The following is a 21,026-nucleotide window of genomic DNA, read 5'->3' on the forward strand; positions in this document are numbered from 1 at the left end:
ATCAGATCAGGTCGACAGGGGCGGGCAGCTTAACACGCCGATACCGGTTGCGTGACGCCGAGCAACTGATCGGTGGTGAGCAGGGTCACGCTTCTGCCCTTTGACAGGCTGAGGTGCTGCCACATCCAGTGATGGTGCTCGATGATCTGCTCCGCATTGAGGTGAGGTCTGTCCGCCGTGGTATGGGCATCGGTCAGCACCGTCACGTCGAATCCCTTGCTGGCGGCGCTGCGCAGCGTGGTGTCGACGCAAAAATCGGTGGCGCAGCCACTGATGAGCAGCCTGTCCACCGCCTGCTCCGCCAGCAGGAAGCCGAGTTCGGTGTCGAGGAAGCTGTCACAGGCGGTCTTGCGTACCCGGCTCTCCCCCGGGGCCGGGGTCAGGTCGGCATGCAGTTGCCAACCCGGGCTGTGGGGTTCGAGCTCAGAGCCCGGCTCGTCGTGCTGCACATAGATGACTCGCCCCTGGCTGGCGCGCACGCCGTCTGCCAGTCGATTGATATTGGCGATGACCTGCGCATCCTGATGGCGGGGTGAGTCGAACAACCCCTGTTGCATGTCAATGACCAGTAACACATCCATATGAGATCCTCAGGCGATTGTCAGGGCTGCAACCACTGGCTGCAGTCACGGCTGCGGGATTGATGCAGCGCACCCATATCTTGCTTCATTTCATCGGCATTTAGCCAGCGCTCCGGCAGGGGGGCGATCCGGACCCGCACCTCGGGGGTACGGCCGGCTGGCGCCTTGTCATCCGCCTGCGAGGGCGTTTCTGGCACGATCAGCGCGACCTTGAGTGCCGGGTTGCGGCTGGCGATGCGGCTCGCGATCCCAAGTCCCCCCTCCACGTGGAAGTTGCCAGCGATGTGCATGATGCGCTGGCCGGGGTGTTTGCCTAAGTAGTCGACCATGCTCTCGGCCATGGTGTCATCCCAGCTGGTCTGGGCGGCGAAGCGGCGGGCATTGCCGTCGGCATCGCCGTGATGCATGGACGCCATGAACTTCTGGCGGTAGCCATCGTCACTCAGGGTGAGCGTCCTGGCGAGCTGGCTGCGGCGATTGGCGGGCAGCTTGTCGAGCCACTGCGGCCCTTCCTGGCCGACACAGCTCACCAGCGGCTTGGGGGCGTTGGCGGCGATGATGGCCAGGTGCTGCGCCTTGGCAAATTCCACCAGGGGGCGATAGTCGCTCGGGTAATTGGGCCAGGCGTTGCCATCCCGAATGAGCGCTGCCTCGCCGATGCGGCCGGCGAGATAGGCATCCAGGGTCGGTTGATCGGCGCGGCTGAACTGTTCCATGGAGAGTACCTGGGCCCGGCCATCGGCCCGGGCGCGCTCGGTCAGTCCCGCCAGTAGGCGAGCCTGCAGCAGGTGCACGGCCGGATGGGTGTGCAGCTCGCCGACCAGCACTATGTCGGCGTCCGCCACCTTGTCCAATGCCTGTGCCAGGGTGAGTTGCTTATCGCCCTGTCCTTCGCCGAGCTGGTAGTGATAGAGGGTCCGGGGCGCCTCTGTCTGCGGTGGGGTGGCGCAGGCGGCCAGCAGCAGGGGCAGGGCGAGCAGGGGCAGTCGTCGAGTCATGGTATCTCACTAGCAATGGCAGAGAATGGAAACGGGGTCGCGCCATACCATGGCAGCATGGCGAGCAGGAAAAAAGAGGGGCTAGTGTAAAACTGAATCACGACAAAAGAAAATGAGAATGATTCACTTTATTATTGATCTTTGTTGCGAGCTGGGTAATATGCCTTCCGCTTGATAATAATTCTCAATAAGGATTTTGCAGTGGCGCACAACAACACCCCCTCACTGATTGCTCTCGCCGTGACGGCGGCCCTGGCTTCCCCTGTTTTCGCAGCAGACAAGAAAGCCGATGAAGTCATGGTCGTCAGCGGCTCCCGGATGGAGCAGAAACTGGAAGATGTCTCAGGCCCCATCTCCGTCATCACCTCCGAACAGATCGAAGAGCAGGTCGTCAGCAACGTCGCCGACCTGTTCCGCTACGAGCCGGGTGTTTCCGTGCTGGGCGGGGCGGGCGATGCCCAGACCTTCGTCATTCGTGGCATGGGCGAGAACCGGGTCAAGATAGTGCAAGACGGGGTGCGCCAGAACGACGCCTACAAGAACGGTGGGGTAGGCCAGACCTATTTCGATACCGACATGATCAAGCAGGTTGAAGTGGCCAAGGGGCCGGCCTCCGCTGCCTACGGCTCCGATGCCCTGGGTGGGGTCATCGCCATCACCACCAAGGACGCCAGCGATTTCCTCAAGGGTCGGGACAGCTATCTGGACGCGACCACCGGCTATGCCTCCAGCAGCCACCAGAACATGGCAGGCATCACCGGCGCCCTGCGTACCGGCGATGTGGAGAGCCTGCTGCGCTACACCTGGCGCGATGGCGGTGTGACCCAGAACTACGACAGCGACAAGAACGAATTCGACATCGTCAGCCAGGCCGTGTTGCTCAAGAGCCAGTGGAATGTCAGCGACGATCAGTTCCTGAAGCTGACCGTCGACTACTTCACCGAGGGCCAGGATCCGGATGCCGTCGACCTGACCAAGGCGGGCTCCGTCTTCAAGCAGCCGATCACCGACAAGGACACCGACAACCTCTCCCTGATGCTGGATCATGGCCTCGCCCTGAACCAGGTCTGGGCCGATCGGGTCGACAGCAAGCTCTATTACGCTCGCACCAAGCAGACCCTGGATCAGTACGCCTCCTCCAAGTACCCGGTCAGCCCGAACAACCCCTATGTGACCAAGAATTCCCTGGACAGCAACGGCTTCGATCAGGAGAGCCTGGGTGCCCAGGTGAAATTCAGCAAGGCCCTCGCCAGCCAGCGTCTGGCCTGGGGTGTCGAGTATGAGCACACCGACAACGAGCGGACCCGTTTCAAGGCACCGACCAAGCCCGGTGACTTCGTCGGCTACAACGAGCTGAGCTTCCCGTCCACCACCAGCGAGCGCGCTGCACTCTGGGCCTTCGACGAGATCAAGTTTGGCGAGCGCTGGGTGCTGACCCCGGGTGCCCGTTACGAATACTACAAGATGACCCCGGACGAAGATCCCGCCTACACCGGCGAGAAACTCAAGAAGTTCTCCGAAGGGGAGTTCTCGCCCAAGCTGGGGCTGGTGTTCAAGGCGCACGAGGCGGCCAACCTGTTCGCCCAGTACAGCCACGGCTTCAAGGCGCCCATGTATGACAACGCCTTCTCTACTCTGAACCATCAGGCGTACGGTTATCGCATCGAGCCGAACCCGGACCTGAAACCCGAGAGCAGCGACGGTATCGATCTCGGTGTGCGCGGCAGCACCGGTGGCTTCAGCTACGAAGTGGCGACCTTCTACAACAAGTTCGAGGACTTCATCGAGCTGGCCCAGATCGGCATGGAAGGCCGCACCGCGCTGTATCAGTACCAGAACCTGGACAAGGCGACCACCAAGGGCGTCGAGGCTAAGGCCGATTACTGGCTCAATGATCTGGTCAACATCTGGGGCAACCTGGCCTACATCGACGGCAAGGATGGGGATGGCAACTACATCAACAGCCTGAGCCCGCTCAACGGTAGCCTTGGCCTGCGTCTGGAACAGCCGAACTGGAACCTCAACACCGCCCTGCGCTTCGCCGATGACATGGACAAGGTGGGCAAAGATGCCCGCGGCAACGACAACATCAAGAGCGCCGGCTGGGGTGTGGTGGACATCTACGCCCAGTTCAAGCCGATGCAGGATCTGCAGCTCAACGTCGGTGTCTTCAACCTGTTTGACAAGGAATACGTCAACTACGAGAGCATCACCGGCCTGAGCGCCACCAGCGATACCAGCAACCAGACCGAGCCGGGCCGCAACCTGAGCGCCCGCGTCAAGTACGTGTTCTGATACGAAACCTGACCGTGATGACGAAGGGGCCCTTGGGCCCCTTTCTCGTTTGGCCTATTTAGTGCCGACCGAGAAGCCAATCAGTATCGGGTAGATGGAGGCATTGCGGCCATCAGCAGAGGCGCCCTCACCCAAGGAGGCAGAGTCGGGCAAGGGTTTAACACTGTTGATATTTATGACGTTTATTCTCTCCTGCACGAGGGGATCGGCGCGCCAAAATCGGTTATCATTTGTCCCCCTTGCGCCGTTGCCGAGTCCTTATGCCCGCCTTCTCCTGGTTAGCCCTGTTCTTTGGTGCCTTCTACTTCGTCTATGGCGCCTACCTGCCGTTCTGGTCGCTCTGGCTGGAGGGAATAGGCGTGAGCGCCGAGCAGATCGGCCTGCTGCTCGGCGCGGGCATGGCGATCCGCTTCGCCGGCAACCTGGTGGTGATGGGGCAGCTCAAGGGGGCGGGGCACCTGCTGCCGGTCACCCGGCTGCTCTGTGTGCTGAGCCTGTTGGCCTTCCTCGGTTTCTATGCCAGCCACCAGCTCTGGTGGCTGGTGGTGCTGACCCTGGTGGCCAACTTCATCTACCCGACCCTGATGCCCATGGGGGAGGCGCTGGCTACCCGCATGGTGGTGCAGGCCCACCTCGATTACGGCAAAGTGCGGCTGTGCGGCTCCTTCGCCTTTATCGTCGCTTCCACTCTGGTCGGCGCCCTGGTGGGCAATTTTGGCAGCGACTGGGTGCTGCACACCATGGTGGCTGGCCTGCTGCTGATGTTGGTGTTGAGCGCGCTGCCGCTGCGGCCCGCGCCCCAAGAGTTGCAAGGTGAGCGGGCCAAGGCTTCGCTGAAGGAGACCCTGAAATCTGCATCGGTGCGCCGTTTTCTGCTGATCACCGCCCTGTTGCAGGGCAGTCACGCCGCCTACTACGGCTTCAGCGCCATCTACTGGAAGGCCGAAGGCTACAGCGGCACCATCATCGGCTATCTATGGGCGCTGGGGGTGGTGGCGGAGATCTGCATGTTTGCTGCCGACAAGCGCTTCCTCCAGCGGTTCGGGGCCCAGACCCTGTTCCTGGTCGGCGCCATCGGCTGCGTGGTGCGCTGGAGCCTGCTCGGTGCCTCCAGCGAGCTGTGGGTGCTGGTGCTTGGCCAGTTGCTGCATGCGGTCACCTTCTGCGTCAGCCACCTGGGGGCCATCCGCTTCATGACTCGCCAACTACCCCCCGAGCAGCTCATCCCCACCCAGGCGCTCTACGCAGCTCTGGGTCTCGGCATCACGGTGGCGGCGCTGATGGCCCTGTGCGGCCTGCTGTTTGAGCCGCTTGGCGGCGGTATCTTCTTCATCATGATCCTGGTGGTGCTGCCGGTCTTCTTCCTGCGTCTGCGCACGGCGACCACAGGGGCACGGGCCTGAGCGAGAACGATGACACGGCCGTGCCCGGGCTTTAGACTGGCGCGGCGCTCAACATATCTGGACAGGGGAATTAGCTAGATGCACCAAGGATGGCTGCTGATCGGATTGTCGCTCGCCTATCTGGGCTTGCTGTTCCTCATCGCCTACGTGGCGGACAAGAACAAGCGCCGCCGCCCCAAGGGGCAGCCCCTGCTCTACAGCCTGTCGCTGGCGGTCTACTGCACCTCCTGGACCTTCTTCGGCACCGTCGGCCAGGCTAGCGAATCCCCCTGGTCCCCCGTGCCCATCTACCTCGGCCCCATGCTGGTGTTCCTGTTCGGGTGGCGGCTGCTGGCCCGGCTCATCCTGGTGGCCAAGCGCGAGCACATCACCTCCATCGCCGACTTCATCGCCGCCCGCTATGGCAAGTCCCAGCGCCTCGCCATGGTGATCAGCCTGATCGCCATCATGGGGATACTTCCCTACCTGGTGTTGCAGCTCAAGGCGATCGTCACTGGGCTGGATCTGCTGATGGCCAACGCCGTGCCGGTCGGTGCCATCAGCACGTCGGCGGGCAACAGCGCCGGGCTGGCCCTCGGCGTTGCCCTGCTGCTGGCGCTGTTCAGCATCTTGTTCGGTACCCGCAACCTGGATGCCACCGAGCACCACCGCGGCATGGTGGTGGCCATCGCCTTCGAATCCGTGGTCAAGCTGCTCGCCTTCATGGCGGTGGGGGGCTTCGCGCTCTGGCTTATCATCACCAAGCCGAGCCCTGTCCGCAGCCAGGTGACCAGCGATTTCCTCGATGCCGTGGTAGCTGTCACCCCGGGCAGCCTGCTGGAGCTCGCCATCTATACCCTGGTCGCCATGTGCGCCGTCATCTGCCTGCCGCGCCAGTTCCACGTGACTGTGGTGGAGAACAACCAGGGGCAGGATCTGCACTGGGCACGCTGGTTGTTCCCGCTCTATCTGTTCCTGATGGGGCTCTTCATCTGGCCCCTGGCCCTGGCGGGCAAGCAGTGGGTCGGCGCCGGCATGGGCTCGGATACCTATGTGATCAGCCTGCCCATGTCGCTCGGCTACGACGGCATGGCGATGCTGGCGTTCCTCGGCGGCACCTCGGCGGCCACCGGCATGGTGATCGTCTGCACCATCGCCCTGGCCATCATGGTCAGCAACGATCTGGTGCTGCCAGTATTGCTGCGCCGCTTCTGGCAACAGGGGCGGGACGAGCGGCTGATGCGGCTGCTGCTGCAGGTGCGCCGTGGCGCCATCCTGCTGATCCTGCTGGCGGCCTGGGCGCTCTATCTCTGGCTCGGGGATCTCACCAGCCTGTCGCGCATCGGCTACCTGTCGTTCGGGGCCGTGGCCCAGTTCGCCCCGGCGCTGCTGCTCGGTCTCTATTGGCGACATGGCAACCGCAAGGGGGTCTACCTCGGCCTCGCCCTCGGGGTCAGCCTCTGGTTCCTCACCCTGCTGGCCGAAAGCGGTCTGCTGGCGGGCTCACCGCTGGAGGCGCTGCTGGCGCCGCCGGATTGGCCCGCGTTCCGGAATCTGAGCCTGGGGGCCTGGTGCATCTTCCTGAGCCTGTTACTGAACCTGATGGGCTATGTGGCGGGATCGCTGTTGTCGCGGGCGGCGGTGAGCGAGCGGCTACAGGCGGCGAACTTCGTCGGCAAGCCGAGCCGGGATCTGGCGGCGCTCTATCAGGCTCGGGTCTCGGTCAAGGAGCTGGAGATGCTGGCGGCCCGCTTCGTCGGCTCGAGCCGGGTCAAGCGCGCCTTCGGCCGTTTCGCCGGTGAGCGCGGCGGCACCCTGGCCCCCCAGATGCAGGCATCGGCGGAGCTGATTGCCCACACAGAGCGGCTGCTGGCCGGGGTGTTCGGCGCCTCGTCCGCTCGGCTGGTGCTGGCCTCGGCTCTGCAGGGGCGCAACATGCAGCTCGAGGAGATCGCCACCATAGTGGACGAGGCCTCGGACGTGTTCCGCTTCAACCGGGGACTGCTGCAGGGGGCCATCGAACACATGGGGCAGGGGATCTCGGTGGTGGACAGGGAGCTCAAGCTGGTGGCCTGGAACCGGCGCTACATAGAGCTGTTCCACTACCCGCCCGGCCTCATCCAGGTGGGGCGCTCCATCGAGGATATCATCCGCTACAACGCCGAGCAGGGGCTGTGCGGCCCGGGCGAGCTGGAGGCCCATGTGGCCCGGCGAGTCGCCTTCATGCAGCGCGGCAGCCCCCACGTCTCGGCGCGGGAGCGACCGGATGGGCGGGTGATCGAGATGCAGGGCAACCCCATGCCGGCGGGGGGCTTCGTCATGACCTTCACCGACATCACCCCCTTCCGGGCGGCGGAGAGGGTGTTGCGAGAGGCCAACGAGCACCTGGAGGCGCGGGTGGCCGAGCGCACCCACGAGCTGTCCGAGCTCAACCGTCAGCTGCTGCTGGTGAACCAGCAGGTGGAGCGGGCCAACCACTCCAAGAGCCGCTTCCTGGCGGCGGTGAGTCACGATCTGACCCAGCCGCTGAACGCGGCCAAGCTGTTTACCTCCTCCCTGCTGGAGATGCTGCCGGGGGAGCAGGGAGCGGAGCAGAGGGCGGAGCAGGTTCGCATCGCCCGCCACATCGACGATGCCCTGGGGGCGACCGAGGATCTCATCACCGACTTGCTCGACATCTCCCGGCTCGAAGCCGGCAAGTTCAAGGCCAAGAAGCTCGATTTCGCCCTGCGGGATGTGCTCGACAACCTCAAGGCGGAGTTCGGGGTGCTGGCCCAGGCGGGAGAGATCCAGTTCTCGGTGGTGGAGAGCAAGCTCGCGGTCTACAGCGACGTGCGCCTGCTTAGGCGGGTGCTGCAGAATTTCCTCACCAATGCGTTTCGCTACAACCCGGGGGGCCGGGTGCTGCTCGGTTGCCGCCGGCTGGGGGACAAGGTGCGCATCGAGGTGTGGGACAACGGCCCCGGCATCCCCCTCGACAAGCAGGAGAGCATCTTCGATGAGTTTTCCCGCCTCGATCACTCCCGCACCGCCAGGGAGCAGGGGCTGGGGCTGGGGCTCGCCATCGCCCGCGGCATCTCCCTGGTGCTGGGCCATCAGCTCTCATTGCGCAGTTGGCCACAGGCGGGATCGGTGTTTTCCATCACCCTGAACCTGGCGACTCGGCCCGTGATGCCGACCCAGATAGCGGCGCCGGCGGTGCGGGACAGCCAGCTGGAGGGGATCAGGATCCTCTGCATCGACAACGAGGAGGACATTCTCACCGCCATGCACTCCCTGCTAAGGCGCTGGGGCTGCGAGGTGATGTGCGCCCAGAGCCTGGAGCAGGCACAGGTGCTCATTGGGGACGGCTTCCTGCCACAACTGGTGCTGTCGGATTATCACCTGGATGACGGCAAGACCGGGCTGCAGGCGCTGCACATGATTCGGCTGGCTCACGGCAATGGCATCGGCGGCATCATCATCAGCGCGGATCGCAAGAGCGAGCTGCAGGCGCAGATCCGCGAGCACGGCTTCGGTTACGTCAGCAAACCGGTCAAACCCCTCAAGCTGCGGGCGCTGATGAACAGCTTGTTGATGCCAATACAGTGACAAACATCACAGAATTAATCTTTGACAGGCCGCGTCGGTCGGGGGCTGAAACAGGGGCCAAACCGACCCATCCCACATCTTGGCAACAGAATGCCCACATGATCGCGACTTATTGCGAAAAGTGAGTCCCAGCTACTGTCATTTTTACTAGGTAGCGTCCCCTCTGGCTCCCCCTTATAGTCACAAAGCGATTATTTTTGTCGCAAATCAAGTTGTGCAAAAAGGCAAACCGGACGAAAGTCCGGGACGCAAAGCCACCGGTCTAAGGGTCTGAGTACCTAGGATAGCGGGGCCACCACAGGTTGTATCGTCCATGGGCCAAGCCATGGTTGCGATGTCGTCTGCGTTACCTGTCAGGTTGCGTTGCCTTTTTCGTTGTTAATTCCAATAACGAAATAAGGAAGTTCAAATATGCTCAGTCCAAAACATTCCCTGCTGGCGCTCATGGTCGGGGGGCTCTGTGCTACCTCTGCCTTCGCCGCCGCCCCAGGCAAACCCACCATAGGTTCAGGCCCCACCAAGTTCGCCATCGTCGAAGTCAATCAATCCGCCACCGCTTACAACCAGCTGGTGACAGTGCATGCGGACGGCGCCGCCGTCACCGTGACCTGGAACCTCTGGACCGGCGACGTGGGCCAGACCGCCAAGGTATTGCTCGATGGCAAGGAGGTGTGGTCCGGTCCGGCTTCCGCCGCGGGCACTGCCAACTTCAAGGTCACCAAGGGTGGCCGCTACCAGATGCAGGTGGCCCTGTGCAACGCCGACGGCTGTACCCTCTCCGACAAGAAGGAGATCGTGGTAGCCGACACCGATGGCAGCCACCTGGCACCGCTCACCGCGCCGCTGCAAGAGAACAACAAGCCCTACGCCAACAAGTCCGGCAAGGTGGTGGGGGCTTACTACGTGGAGTGGGGCGTCTATGGTCGCAAGTTCACCGTGGACAAGATCCCGGCCCAGAACCTGACCCACATCCTCTACGGCTTCACCCCCATCTGCGGGGGCAATGGCATCAACGACAGTCTCAAAGAGATCGCAGGCAGCTTCGAGGCGCTGCAGAAATCTTGCGCCGGTCGCGCGGATTTCAAGGTTTCCATTCACGATCCCTGGGCGGCCGTCCAGATGTCACAGGGCAACCTCAGCGCCTGGGATGAACCCTACAAGGGCAACTTCGGCAACCTGATGGCGCTCAAGAAGGCTAACCCCAACCTGAAAATTCTGCCCTCAGTGGGTGGCTGGACGCTGTCCGACCCCTTCTACTTCTTCGGTGACAAGACCAAGCGCGACACCTTCGTCGCCTCGGTGAAAGAGTACCTGCAGACCTGGAAGTTCTTCGATGGCGTGGACATCGACTGGGAGTACCCGGGTGGACAGGGTGCCAACCCCAACCTGGGTAACCCGGCGACAGATGGCCAGACTTATACCCTGCTGATGAAGGAGCTGCGCGCCATGCTCGACGAGCTGGAAGCCCAGACCGGTCGCCAGTATGAGCTCACCTCCGCGGTCGGCGCCGGTGGCGACAAGATCGAGGACGTGGACTACCAGAGCGCCCAGCAGTACATGGATCACATCTTCCTGATGAGTTACGACTTCAAGGGGGCCTTCGATCTGCAGAACCTGGGTCATCAGACCAACCTCTATGCCGCGAGCTGGGATCCGAACACCAAGTACACCACCGACAAGGCGGTGCAGGCCATGCTGGCCAAGGGTGTACCGGCCAACAAGCTGGTGGTGGGCGCCGCCATGTACGGTCGCGGCTGGACCGGGGTGAAAGGCTATCAGGCCGGCAACCCCTTCACCGGCACCGCCACAGGCCCGGTCACCGGTACCTGGGAAAATGGGGTGGTGGATTATCGCGACATCGTCAACAACCGCATGGGCGCTGGCTGGGAGCAGGGTTATGACGAGGTGGCCGAGGCCCCCTATGTCTTCAAGGCCAGCAGTGGGGATCTCATCAGCTTCGACAACGAGCGCTCGGTCAAGGCCAAGGGGCAGTACGTGCTGGCGAACCAGCTCGGTGGCCTGTTTGCCTGGGAGATCGACTCCGACAACGGTGACATCCTCAACGCCATGCACGAGGGGCTCGGTCATGGAGAAGGCACCACACCGCCGGCCAACAAGCCGCCGGTGGCCAATGCGGGCAGCGATCTGAGCGTCACAGGCCCGGCCGAGGTGATCCTCAATGGTGCTGCTTCCCACGACCCGGAGAGCGGCGCGCTGACTTACAGCTGGAAGCAGGTCTCGGGCCCGCAGACCGCCGTGCTCGACGCTACTCAGGCGAAGGCGCGGGTGGTGCTCGATGCCGTCAGCACCGACATCAACCTGGTGTTCGAGCTGACCGTCACCGATGACCACAACCTCACGGCCAAGGATCAGGTGGTGGTGACCAACAAGGCGCCGCAGCCGAACCTGCCCCCCGTGGTGACGGTACCGGCTACCGCCAGCGTGGAGTCGGGCAAGCAGGTGACCATCAAGGCCACCGCCTCCGATCCGAACGGTGATGCCCTGACCTATCAGTGGAGCCTGCCTGCGGGCCTCACCGCCACCGGTCAGAACAGTGCGACCCTGGTGGTCACTGGCCCAAGCGTGACCAGCGATACTCCCTATGATCTGACCCTGGTGGTCACCGATGGGGCGCTGGACGCCAGTGCGGCGACTCGCCTGACCGTCAAACCGGTCAGCACGGGTGGCGGCTGTGGGGCAACCGATCCGGATGCGGCCAACCAGCCGGCCTGGAATGCCAGCACCGTCTACAACTCTCCTGACAAGGTGAGCCACAACCAGCTGGTATGGCAGGCCAAGTACTGGACCCAGGGCAACGAGCCGAGCCAGACCGCCGATCAGTGGAAGCTGGTCAGCCCGGTACAGCTTGGCTGGAATGCCGGTGTGGCTTACAACGCCCAGGACACCACCACTCACAACGGTCGCAAGTGGAAGGCCCAGTACTGGACCAAGGGCGACGAGCCTGGCAAGGCATCGGTCTGGGTCGATCAGGGGGCAGCCAGCTGTAACTGATTGCCATCAAGGATGGGGCCAAGGCCCCATCTTTTTTCCCCACTCTCCAACGGCAGGAGCCTCTGCGCCCTGCCATCACAACAAGAATGCTTCAGCATCCACGCGCTATAAGGACAGATCCCATGACACATCACAATCACCGCCTGCGGGCGACTGCGCCCCTGCTCGGCTGTGCGCTGCTGGCCCCGCTGGCGATGGCCCAGCAGAGCAGCACGACCGGCGAGTTTCGCAAAGACAACAGCGCTGCCCAGATCTACAGCCAGGAGGGCATGGTCAACAACTTTGCCCAGAAGCTGCCGCTGGGGGCGACCTTCGCCCCTCTGCTGACCGCCTGGGACGCGGAGGATGGTGACCTCACGGCCAGCATCAGCCAGAAGAGCGGCGTCAATACCCAGGTGCCCGGCAACTATGTGGCCCAGTACCAGGTCAGAGATGCCGGCTTGCCACATGAGGACGGTTTTGTTGGTTGGGGTGGCAGCACCACCACCTACTCGCTGCCGGTGGCCGTCTATGATCCGGCGCGGGATCACCCCACCAATATGGTTGCCCTGGGGGCGCTCTGGGATGAGGGCCCCGTCATCAACAGCACCCTCTTCATGGCGGTGGGCAGCGAGCTGAGCCACCCCCTCTGGATCCCCGGCTTCACCCTGCCGCTGCTGGGAGATCGGCTCTCCATTCGCAGCTTCCAGGTGAAGGAGGGGCACTGGGGTGGCAACAACCGCCAGTTCGCGCTCCGGCTGACGGATCCCGACAGCGGCGAGGTGCTCTATGACGGCCCCCTGACCTTCAGCGGTGGCACTACCTTCACCCCCAGTGCCCCCATCTCCGTACTGGCGGATCGGGATTACACCTTCACCCTGCGCTACTTGGCCGGGGCGGACAACCAGGGCTTCAAGAGCAACGAGGCTGGCGAGTTCTGGCTCGGCGCCGAGGGGGTACAGGAGCAGGCGCTCTACCCCTATGCCCAGGTGCTGCCGGATGCCGCCAACCAGCTCGCCTTTGACCCGGGCCTGAGCCGCCCGCTCAAGGAGAAACTGCTCAGCAGCGCGGGGGGCAAGGAGGTGCTCCATGTCCGCAAGCTGCCGGGGGCCGAGGCCCAGTCGCTGAGCTACGCCATCGCGGATCCGGCGCTGGCGACTGTCCAGATCCAGCCGGGAGAAGGGGAAGATCGCCTGGTGCTGAGCGGGCTGCAGGAGGGGGAGACCAACCTGGAGATCCTGGCCAACGGCGAGCGGGTCGATCTGGTGCGCCTCGTCATCACGGCACCCAAGGCGGTGACGCTCTCCTACAGCTACATCGCCTACCCTGGCGAGACCAAGACTCACCTGTGGGATGACGGCGCCCTGATCCAGCGCGACATCACCCGCCGCTATGCCCCCTACAACATCCGGCTCAGCTGGGTCGACAACGGCGTGCTGGTGCACGAATGGGACAAGGATGGCGACGGTGGATCCTACGAGGAGGATCGCTCGGAGCGGGAGGCGCCGTTCGATGAAGGCTGGATCCCGAACAAGGGGCAGGTCTTCTCCAACCTCTATGTGATCCGCAGCTACAAGGATCCGGCGCGAGCCTGTGGTGGCTCCGGGGCGGGTTCGTCCATGGGCATGGGGCCAGATGATGCTCCCCCTCGTGCCGGCTATCGCGCCGCCTGCCCGGGCAACGCCACCGAGCTGGGTCAGTCCCTGACCCTGGCCCATGAGCTGGGCCACAACCTGGGGCTGTGGCACACCGGCAGCACCGAGTTGTATCGCAACAGCAACATCATGACCGCAGGTCGCCAGGAGGGGATCTTCTTCGCGTCCCAGTGGCGGGTGATCCACCAGACCCTGAGCAGCCGCATCGCCGCCGGGGATCCCGGGGTGAGCGAGGACAAGGCGCAGCGCTAGCACCCATAGGCAGCATGGGCGGTGACAGGTTCGGGATGAACCTCACCGCCCCGGCACAGAGATTCACATAAGGGTGGGGGCGGCACCGAGGAGCCGTCACCCGCCCCATCAGGCTACCCATAACAGGGCATGTGGACATGCCCAACAGGATGAAAACCATGACAATGAAAACCACGCACATCGCCAGCCTGATCATGGGCATATTGGCGAGCGGCCCTCTGCTGGCCGCCGTCCAGGCCCCCCCTTCCCTGGTGTTCGACGACCAAGTCCCCATCAACGATCTGCAAGGCTCTCTCGCGGCCGAGGTGCAGTTTGCCCAGAGCCAAATCCTGCCGGCACAGCCGCGGGAGGGAGACAACCAGCCCTGGCTGGTGGCAGAGCGCAAGAGCCTGCTGCTGGTCAGGCCCCTGCAGGCCGACACCGCTGCGCCTATGACGGTGACGGTGCAGGATGGCGCCGGGCAGATGCTCGGGACCCTGGCGCTCAATCCACCCGGACAGCAACCGAAAACGGCCTATTACCTCGACGGCTCACCTGAGGAGGGGGTCGACTTCACCCCGGGGCCGGGCACCAGTGGCGTCATCAACAGCAGCAGCGAGCTGGCAAAGCTGAGCGACCCCGCCGGCACCTTCCTGCTCGGCAAGTTGCAACCCCATGCCCTGCTGAGCATCCAGACCGCGGACGGACGCTGGGTGCGCGATATCCATCTGCCGGGCGGGGCCGCCCTGGAAGGCAAGATGGTGCGCACTGTTTCCAATGCCGGTTACAACTCGACCGTCTATTACAGCGGCCGCCAGGTGACGCTCTCCCGCGGCCAGACCCTGCAGTTCAAGTTCGTGAACGGCCAGTGGATCCGGGACGGGGAGCTTGAGAACAACGGCATCCGCTATGCGGCCGATGCCTGGAGCGCCGTGCTGCCGGCCGACTGGATCCGCCCGGGCATCAGCCTGCAGCTCAGCCAGGGTGCGCTCAGCGGCGAGCTGACGGATGTGCAGATAGGTGCCCCGAGCGAGCTGCTGATCCACACCATCGACATCGGCATGCTCACCTCCCCCCGCAACCAGTTCGCCTTCGCACAGGATCCCGAGGCGCACCGCGAGTATTTCCAGACGGTGCCCACCAGTCGGCTCATCGTCAGCCAGTACGCGCCCCTCTCCCTGGCCGAGGTGATGCTGCCGGATGGCACCCTGCTCACGGATTTTGATCCCAGCCAGGGGGGCTGGCACGAGGGCACCATGCGTCAGCGCATCGGCAAGGAACTGGTCTCCCTCGGCATCGACAACGCCAACTACGGCATCAACAGCACCGCCGGCGAGGGGGAGGGCAGCCACCCCTATGTGGTGGCCCAGCTGGCGGCCCACAACAGCCGCGGCAAGTACGCCAACGGGGTGCAGGTGCACGGTGGCTCAGGCGGCGGCGGCATCGTCACCCTCGACAGCTCCCTTGGCAACGAATTCAGCCACGAGGTGGGCCACAACTACGGCCTCGGTCACTACGTGGGGGGCTTCGCCGGCTCGGTGCATCGCAGCGCCGAGGCGGCCAATTCGAGCTGGGGTTGGGATGGGGACAAGAACCGCTTCATCCCGAACTTTGGTGCCAGCCGCAACGGCCAGAGCAGTTGCCTCGACGGCCAGTGCCAGGCGCCTTTCGATGGCCGCCCGTTCGGGTTCGACGCCATGGCGGGGGGCGCCCCCTTCTCCGGCTTCAACCGCTTCACCCTCTACACCCCCAACTCGGCCGCCATCATCCAGCGCTTCCTCGAGAGCAAGGCGGTGTTCGATGCCCACTCGGTGACCGGGTTCAGCAAGTGGAATGCCGCCACCGCGACCATGGAGCCCTATCAGCACAAGGTCGAGGCCCTGGAGCGGGTCAGTGCCCCCATGAACAGCCTGGGCGAGGCCGCACTGACGGCCCTGCTGGCGCAGTACGATCTGGTCAAGGTGGCCATGTGGGATGGCAACTGGACCCGCAACATCCAGCCGCCCCCCGCCTCGGCCGCCAACGCGGGCCGCATCCTGACCCTGGATCACAATGCCGGCTACAACAGCGTGCTCTTCATCAACGGTCAGCAGATCACCGTCTCCCGTGGCTTCAAGAAGAGCTACACCTCGGACGGCAACCGCTGGCAGGAAGGGGCGCCGGTGGACTCGCGGGCCCCGCGTAAGCCGCAAGGCTTCGGCCTGCCGGTGACGACGCTGGTGGGTTATTACGATCCCCAGGGCCAGTTGCCGAGCTACATCTACCCCGCGTTGCACGGCGCCTATGGCTTCAGCTACGGGGATGATGGCGCCCGCCTGACGACGGCTGACTGCCAACTGCAGGTGGAGACCCGTGACGGCACCTTGCACTTCCGGCTGACCAATCACCGCCAAAGCGCCAACCTGATGAACAAGTTCCACGTCAACGTGCCGACGGCGAGCGAGCCGCGCAGCGCCGCCGTGATCTGCGCCGGGAACACCCTGGATCAGCAGGCGATTTCGGCGCCGGCCGAGACGCTGACTTACACCGTCAACGGACGCCCGCTGTAGTAGTGATTCATACTGCTTAGGCTGCTTTTGGTAGTGCTATATAGCGTTAAAAGCCGATGATTCATGCAATAAAAAAGGCCCCTCGGGGCCTTTTTTCATGGGTGCTGAGTCATCAGAGCGGCTTCTGCCACAGGCTCAGCAGCACGTCCTGCTCCAGCTCATCCGGTCCCTGGTGGGTGAAAGCGTGGCGCTGCTCACCACCGGCCCGCCAGCCGAGGCGGCTGGTTTCCAGTACGTGGCTGCGCAGGCCCTGATCCATGGTCATGGAGAACTGGCAGCGCTGCCGCTCCACCGGGTTGAGACCGGCCAGGCTTGGCCAGCTCAGGGGGTGCTCCATGCTCACCGGGTTGAGGCTGACCCTCAGCTGCCACTGGTGACGCGGACCCGGTTGCAGCAGCAGCAGATAGCCGCCCGGCGCCAGCCAGCTGACCAGCTGCTCGGTCTTGATCTTGAGATCGTTGACCAGCAGCACCTGGGCCGTGCCGGCTTGCAGCGGGGCCCTGGCCGGGTCGGCGATGACGAAGTGGCCGTCCGGCTGCGCCTTGTTGGCGGCGAAGATGGCGTTTTTGGCCAAGTCGACCCCGCCGAAGCGCCAGCCGGGCAGGCGCTCGCTCAGGGCGCGGCAGTAGTAGCCTTCGCCGCAGCCGAGGTGGATCAGCTCCTGTTCGCCGAGGGGGGCCAGCAAGGCCGCCATGGCCTCGACCAGGGGCAGCTGGTGGCCCTGCTCCAGGAAGTGACGCTTGGCGCGCATCAGCAGGCGGCTGTCGCTGTCCTTGGGATCTTTCTTGCCGGGAATGAGGTCAAGATAACCTTCCGGGGCGGGATCGAAATGGTGCTTGTTGTCGCAATAGAGCCCGCGAGAGGCTTCGTGAAGATGCAGGGCACCACGGCAGAGGGGGCATTGAAGGTGCATAGGCTTGGATACTCTCTTGGCGAAGACCGGAACGGTGAAGGGCGTTCGGGATTATAGGGGAGACGATCGAAAAAGGCTGCCGTGGCAGCCTTTTTATCAGGCGGTGGTCTTTAAACGGCTTGTGCGCGGCCGTCAGACCCCCGGTCAGCGGGTACCAAACACCACTATGGTCTTGCCGTGGGCGGAGATGAGCTCTTGCTCTTCCAGCATCTTGAGGATGCGGCCAACGGTTTCACGGGAGCAGCCGACGATCTGGCCTATCTCCTGACGGGTGATCTTGATCTGCATGCCATCCGGATGGGTCATGGCATCCGGCTGCTTGGCCAGGTTCAGCAGGGTCTGGGCGATCCGGCCGGTCACGTCCAAGAAGGCGAGGTTACCGACCTTCTGGCTGGTGTGCTGCAGGCGCTTGGCCATCTGGCCGGAGAGGCGCAGCAGTATGTCCGGGTTGACCTGGATCAGCTGGCGGAACTTCTTGTAGGAGATCTCGGCGACTTCACAGGCGCCTTTGGCTCGTACCCAGGCGGAACGTTCCGGGTTCTCGTTCTCTTCGAACATCCCCATCTCGCCCAGGAAATCCCCCTGATTCAGGTAGGAGAGGATCATCTCCTTGCCTTCGTCATCCTTGATCAGGACGGCGACGGTTCCCTTCACGATGTAGTAGAGGGTTTCTGCCTTCTCGCCGGCGTGGATCAGGGTGCTCTTGGCGGGATACTTATGAATGTGGCAATGCGACAAGAACCACTCAAGGGTGGGATCGCTTTGCGGTTTGCCAATGATCATGAGACTTCCTCTGTAGTGTCTTTTTATGGACTCGTGCGTCCGGGCAAGTTGCCAAGCCTGCCATTCCTTCGTCTTTGGTCGCAGTAGAATAAGAGCCTTTGTCTGTGCTGACAAGGCTTTGGGACTGTGCCGTCCATCTCTGTGCATCGTTCTGCTGCGCCATCGCCGCCATTCTAGGCAAGAAGAGGTCGGAAGATGTTGATTTCGATCTATTTACGCTGGAAGTGCGCAAGATAATGGGGCATGTGCCACTCGGCCCCTGCTTGAGGTATGCTATGGGCGTCAGAACCGTCGTCATTGAGAGGAAATGTGAGATGAAAGCCAAGGTCAGCTGGGTGGAAGGCATGAAGTTTGTGGGCGAGAGCGAGTCCGGTCATCAAGTGACGCTGGACGGCGCCAACCCGGGCGAAGGTGCCAGCCCGATGGAGATGATCCTGCTGGCGGTCGGTGGTTGCAGCTCCATCGACGTGGTCTCCATCCTGGAGAAGGCGCGTCAGTCCGTGACGGCGTGCCACGTGGAGCTGGAAGGGGAGCGGGCCGAATCCGTCCCCCGGGTGTTTGAAAAGATCCATCTCAATTTCGTCGTGACCGGCAAGGGGCTGGCCGAGAAGCAGGTGGCCCGCGCGGTCGACTTGTCGATGGAGAAGTACTGTTCGGTTTCCCTGATGTTGGAAAAAGCGGTAGAAATTACCCATAGTTATCAAATTGTTGAAGCTTGATAGTTTGTGGTTTGTCCCGTCTATAACGCCATGACATAAGGAAAGTGCGATGAAAAAGACGATAATGTTGCTTCCCCTGTTCGGACTGGCCGCCTGCAGCATGCCGCAGCCGACCCAGTATCAATACAGTCAGTATCAGTGTGGGGAAGAGTTGTTGGCCATCACCTACGATGCCCAGGCCGACATGGTGCAGTTCCCTTATGCCGGGGTGTATCACAAGCTGGGTCGCATCGAGTCACCCAAAGACACGGCCAGCTATTCCGATGGCGTCACCACCTTCTCCCATCAGGACAAGAAGGCCACCCTGGTACAAAAAGGCGTGACTCTGCTCACCTGCGAGCTCAAATAACCCGCTGTCAGTCTGGTGTATCAACAAACGGCCCGCTTCAAGCGGGCCGTTGTGTTATGGGGGTTAGCGCGCGGGCAGGGCGCCCAGTAGCTGCTCGGCAAGCTGCTGGCTCAGCTGGCTGCGGGCGTCGTCGTCGATGGGCACGTCACTGGCGAGCTGGATGGCGCTGCTCCACACGGTCTGCTGAGTCTTGCGGTCAAGCAGCATGATGGCCAGGGTGCCCTTGCGGGCATCGGCGCCGGCCTGCAGCCCGGGGGTCATGCCGAGACGGGCAAAGATCTCGCCGTCGCTCATGTCCTTGCTGCCTGCCACTCCGATGGCGACCCAGACGTCGGCCTCATCGAGGGGCACGCTCTGCCAGCCCTTGCCATTGAGATCCCGACTGACCGCCTGCTGTACCGGCTCCAGCCAGCCGGCGGCGCTGTTGCCCGCATACTGGAACTGCTCGGCCAGCGCATAGCGCGGCGTCGTGCCATAGGTCCAGTTATCCGCCGGACGCACCACCATGGTACCCGTCTCGACGGTGGGGGCGGCGGGGCCCGTGCTGCAACCCGCCAGCAGGGCCGCCAGTGTTAATGAGAGAAGTGCACCGCGCATCGTAAGCTCCTTGGCTCAGGTGATCTTGCCGGTTTCGATCAGTTGCTGGATCAGGGGGCGCAGGATCAGCTCCATTGCAAAACCCATCTTGCCCCCCGGCACCACTATGGTGTTCATCCTCGACATGAAGGCGCCGTCGATCATCGACAGCAGGTAGGGGAAGTCCACCTGCTTGATACCGCGAAACCGGATCACCAGCATACTCTCGTCCAGGCTGGGTATCACCTTGGCGCTGAAGGGGTTGGAGGTGTCGACGGTCGGCACCCGCTGGAAGTTGATGTGGGTGCGGGAGAACTGCGGGGTGATGAAGTTGATGTAGTCATCCATGGAGCGAACGATGGAGTCGGTCACCGCCTCGCGGGAGTGGCCGCGCTCGGAGGTGTCGCGGATCAGCTTCTGGATCCACTCCAGGTTGACGATGGGCACCACCCCGATGAGAAAGTCCACGTGGCGGGCCACGTTGTGCTCGCCGGTGACCACGCCGCCGTGCAGCCCCTCGTAGAACAGCAGATCCGTCTCCCCCGGCAGATCCTGCCAGGGGGTGAAGGTGCCCGGCATCTGGTTGAAGGGCACCGCCTCGTCGAAGCTGTGCAGGTAGCGCCGGTACTGGCCGTTGCCGTTCTGGCCGTACTCCTGGAAGAAAGACTCCAGCAGGCCGAAGTCGTTGGCCTCGGGCCCGAAGTAGCTGATGTGGCGTCCCTGCTCGCGGGCCTTGCGGATCGCCACGTCCATCTCGGGCCGGGTGTAGCGATGAAAACTGTCCCCCTCGACCACGGCCGCGTTGTACCCCAGCTGGTGGAACATGGAGCGAAAGGCGTTGGTGGAGGTGGAGGTGCCGGCACCGGACGAACCGGTAACCGCAATGATGGGATGCTTTGCCGACATAGAATTCTCTCTTCCTTGGGAGTTCCCTTATAAGGGGATGTTCAAAGCGCGGTCAAGTGGGTTCTATGGCCGAGGCCAGCCTCGGGATCCCTGAAAGGCAGCGAAAACAACTGTAATGAGCCATTCCAGTGCCTATTAGTGCTTTACAGGCATCAGCTGTTGGTCATATTCACTGCCTGTGGGATAGGTAACTGTGCCTTATTCAGGCATGTCCGGTGCGGCAAAACGATGCAAGGACTCTAGAGGAACTATATTTATGCTCTCATGGAGTTCGCTGTAGACGATAACTGCGCTACCTTGCTGCAGTTGTTGTCTGACAGCATCGACCTTGTCGGCCAGACTGACATCCTGTTCACCGTATTCGGTACCCTCTTGCAGGACAAAGTGTTCGAGCAGGTTGTTGAGGGTATCCGGATCAAGCTCTTGCCAGGGGATTATCATGATTTCATCTTCGTTCATTGAAATGCGGACATTGTCTGCGTCTGGCCGCCAAGCGCAAGGGGTTTG

At 63.0% G+C, this 21,026-nt stretch carries 15 protein-coding genes and 1 riboswitch; of the genes, 8 read left to right on the plus strand and 7 right to left on the minus strand.

The genetic code is table 11. From position 1 onward, the window contains the following. Positions 1-29 precede the first annotated feature (29 nt). Positions 30-581, minus strand: a complete 552-nt coding sequence (locus BN1124_RS20030) for a cysteine hydrolase family protein (protein ID WP_042644878.1) — start codon at positions 579-581, stop codon at positions 30-32. Between the two features lie 20 nt (positions 582-601). Then, positions 602-1,579 carry a ChaN family lipoprotein gene (locus BN1124_RS20035; protein ID WP_042644879.1) on the minus strand — a complete coding sequence of 326 codons (978 nt, stop codon included), beginning with the start codon at positions 1,577-1,579 and terminating at the stop codon, positions 602-604. A gap of 201 nt (positions 1,580-1,780) precedes the next feature. Here BN1124_RS20035 and BN1124_RS20040 point away from each other — a divergent pair, with 201 nt between their 5' ends. The 6 genes from BN1124_RS20040 (at position 1,781) to BN1124_RS20065 (ending at position 16,273) form a co-directional block, all read left to right on the plus strand. Further along, on the plus strand, positions 1,781-3,874 hold the full coding sequence (locus BN1124_RS20040; RefSeq protein ID WP_042644881.1) for a TonB-dependent hemoglobin/transferrin/lactoferrin family receptor: 2,094 nt from the start codon (positions 1,781-1,783) through the stop codon (positions 3,872-3,874). 260 nt (positions 3,875-4,134) lie between these two features. Continuing rightward, a complete protein-coding gene (locus tag BN1124_RS20045) occupies positions 4,135-5,277 on the plus strand; it encodes a 3-phenylpropionate MFS transporter (RefSeq protein ID WP_042644883.1) in 1,143 nt (380 codons plus the stop codon). A gap of 78 nt (positions 5,278-5,355) precedes the next feature. After that, positions 5,356-8,847, plus strand: coding sequence for a hybrid sensor histidine kinase/response regulator (locus tag BN1124_RS20050; protein WP_042644885.1), 3,492 nt, complete (start codon positions 5,356-5,358; stop codon positions 8,845-8,847). Positions 8,848-9,060: 213 nt separating this feature from the next. Beyond that, positions 9,061-9,147, plus strand: a riboswitch (cyclic di-GMP riboswitch). A gap of 111 nt (positions 9,148-9,258) precedes the next feature. Then, positions 9,259-11,859 (plus strand): glycosyl hydrolase family 18 protein, encoded by a 2,601-nt coding sequence (locus BN1124_RS20055; protein ID WP_042644887.1) that lies wholly within the window; start codon positions 9,259-9,261, stop codon positions 11,857-11,859. Between the two features lie 122 nt (positions 11,860-11,981). Next, positions 11,982-13,745, plus strand: coding sequence for a hypothetical protein (locus BN1124_RS20060; RefSeq protein WP_042644889.1), 1,764 nt, complete (start codon positions 11,982-11,984; stop codon positions 13,743-13,745). A gap of 158 nt (positions 13,746-13,903) precedes the next feature. Next, entirely contained in the window at positions 13,904-16,273 is a 2,370-nt protein-coding gene (locus BN1124_RS20065) for a M66 family metalloprotease (RefSeq protein ID WP_042644891.1), read from the plus strand. Between the two features lie 112 nt (positions 16,274-16,385). Here BN1124_RS20065 and BN1124_RS20070 read toward each other — a convergent pair whose 3' ends face one another. Then, positions 16,386-17,186, minus strand: coding sequence for a putative RNA methyltransferase (locus tag BN1124_RS20070; RefSeq protein WP_042644893.1), 801 nt, complete (start codon positions 17,184-17,186; stop codon positions 16,386-16,388). A gap of 144 nt (positions 17,187-17,330) precedes the next feature. Further along, positions 17,331-17,969, minus strand: a complete 639-nt coding sequence (gene crp / locus BN1124_RS20075; RefSeq protein WP_025328082.1) for a cAMP-activated global transcriptional regulator CRP — start codon at positions 17,967-17,969, stop codon at positions 17,331-17,333. A 314-nt stretch (positions 17,970-18,283) separates the two neighbouring features. On the opposite strand from crp, the gene BN1124_RS20080 reads away from it, so the two are divergent. Next, positions 18,284-18,688 (plus strand): OsmC family protein, encoded by a 405-nt coding sequence (locus tag BN1124_RS20080; RefSeq protein WP_042644897.1) that lies wholly within the window; start codon positions 18,284-18,286, stop codon positions 18,686-18,688. 49 nt (positions 18,689-18,737) lie between these two features. Further along, positions 18,738-19,037 (plus strand): hypothetical protein, encoded by a 300-nt coding sequence (locus BN1124_RS20085; RefSeq protein ID WP_042644899.1) that lies wholly within the window; start codon positions 18,738-18,740, stop codon positions 19,035-19,037. Positions 19,038-19,100: 63 nt separating this feature from the next. Here BN1124_RS20085 and BN1124_RS20090 read toward each other — a convergent pair whose 3' ends face one another. From BN1124_RS20090 to BN1124_RS21065, 3 genes are all read right to left on the minus strand, one after another. Continuing rightward, a complete protein-coding gene (locus BN1124_RS20090; protein WP_042644901.1) occupies positions 19,101-19,634 on the minus strand; it encodes a DUF4136 domain-containing protein in 534 nt (177 codons plus the stop codon). Between the two features lie 15 nt (positions 19,635-19,649). Further along, a complete protein-coding gene (locus BN1124_RS20095; RefSeq protein WP_042644903.1) occupies positions 19,650-20,519 on the minus strand; it encodes a phosphoribulokinase in 870 nt (289 codons plus the stop codon). Between the two features lie 198 nt (positions 20,520-20,717). After that, positions 20,718-20,960: a YheU family protein gene (locus BN1124_RS21065; protein ID WP_082041674.1), complete on the minus strand. Its 243-nt coding sequence runs from the start codon at positions 20,958-20,960 to the stop codon at positions 20,718-20,720. Positions 20,961-21,026: the final 66 nt, after the last annotated feature.

Origin of the sequence: Aeromonas eucrenophila (genome assembly GCF_000819865.1) — a bacterium.
Classification (GTDB): Bacteria; Pseudomonadota; Gammaproteobacteria; order Enterobacterales; family Aeromonadaceae; genus Aeromonas; species Aeromonas eucrenophila.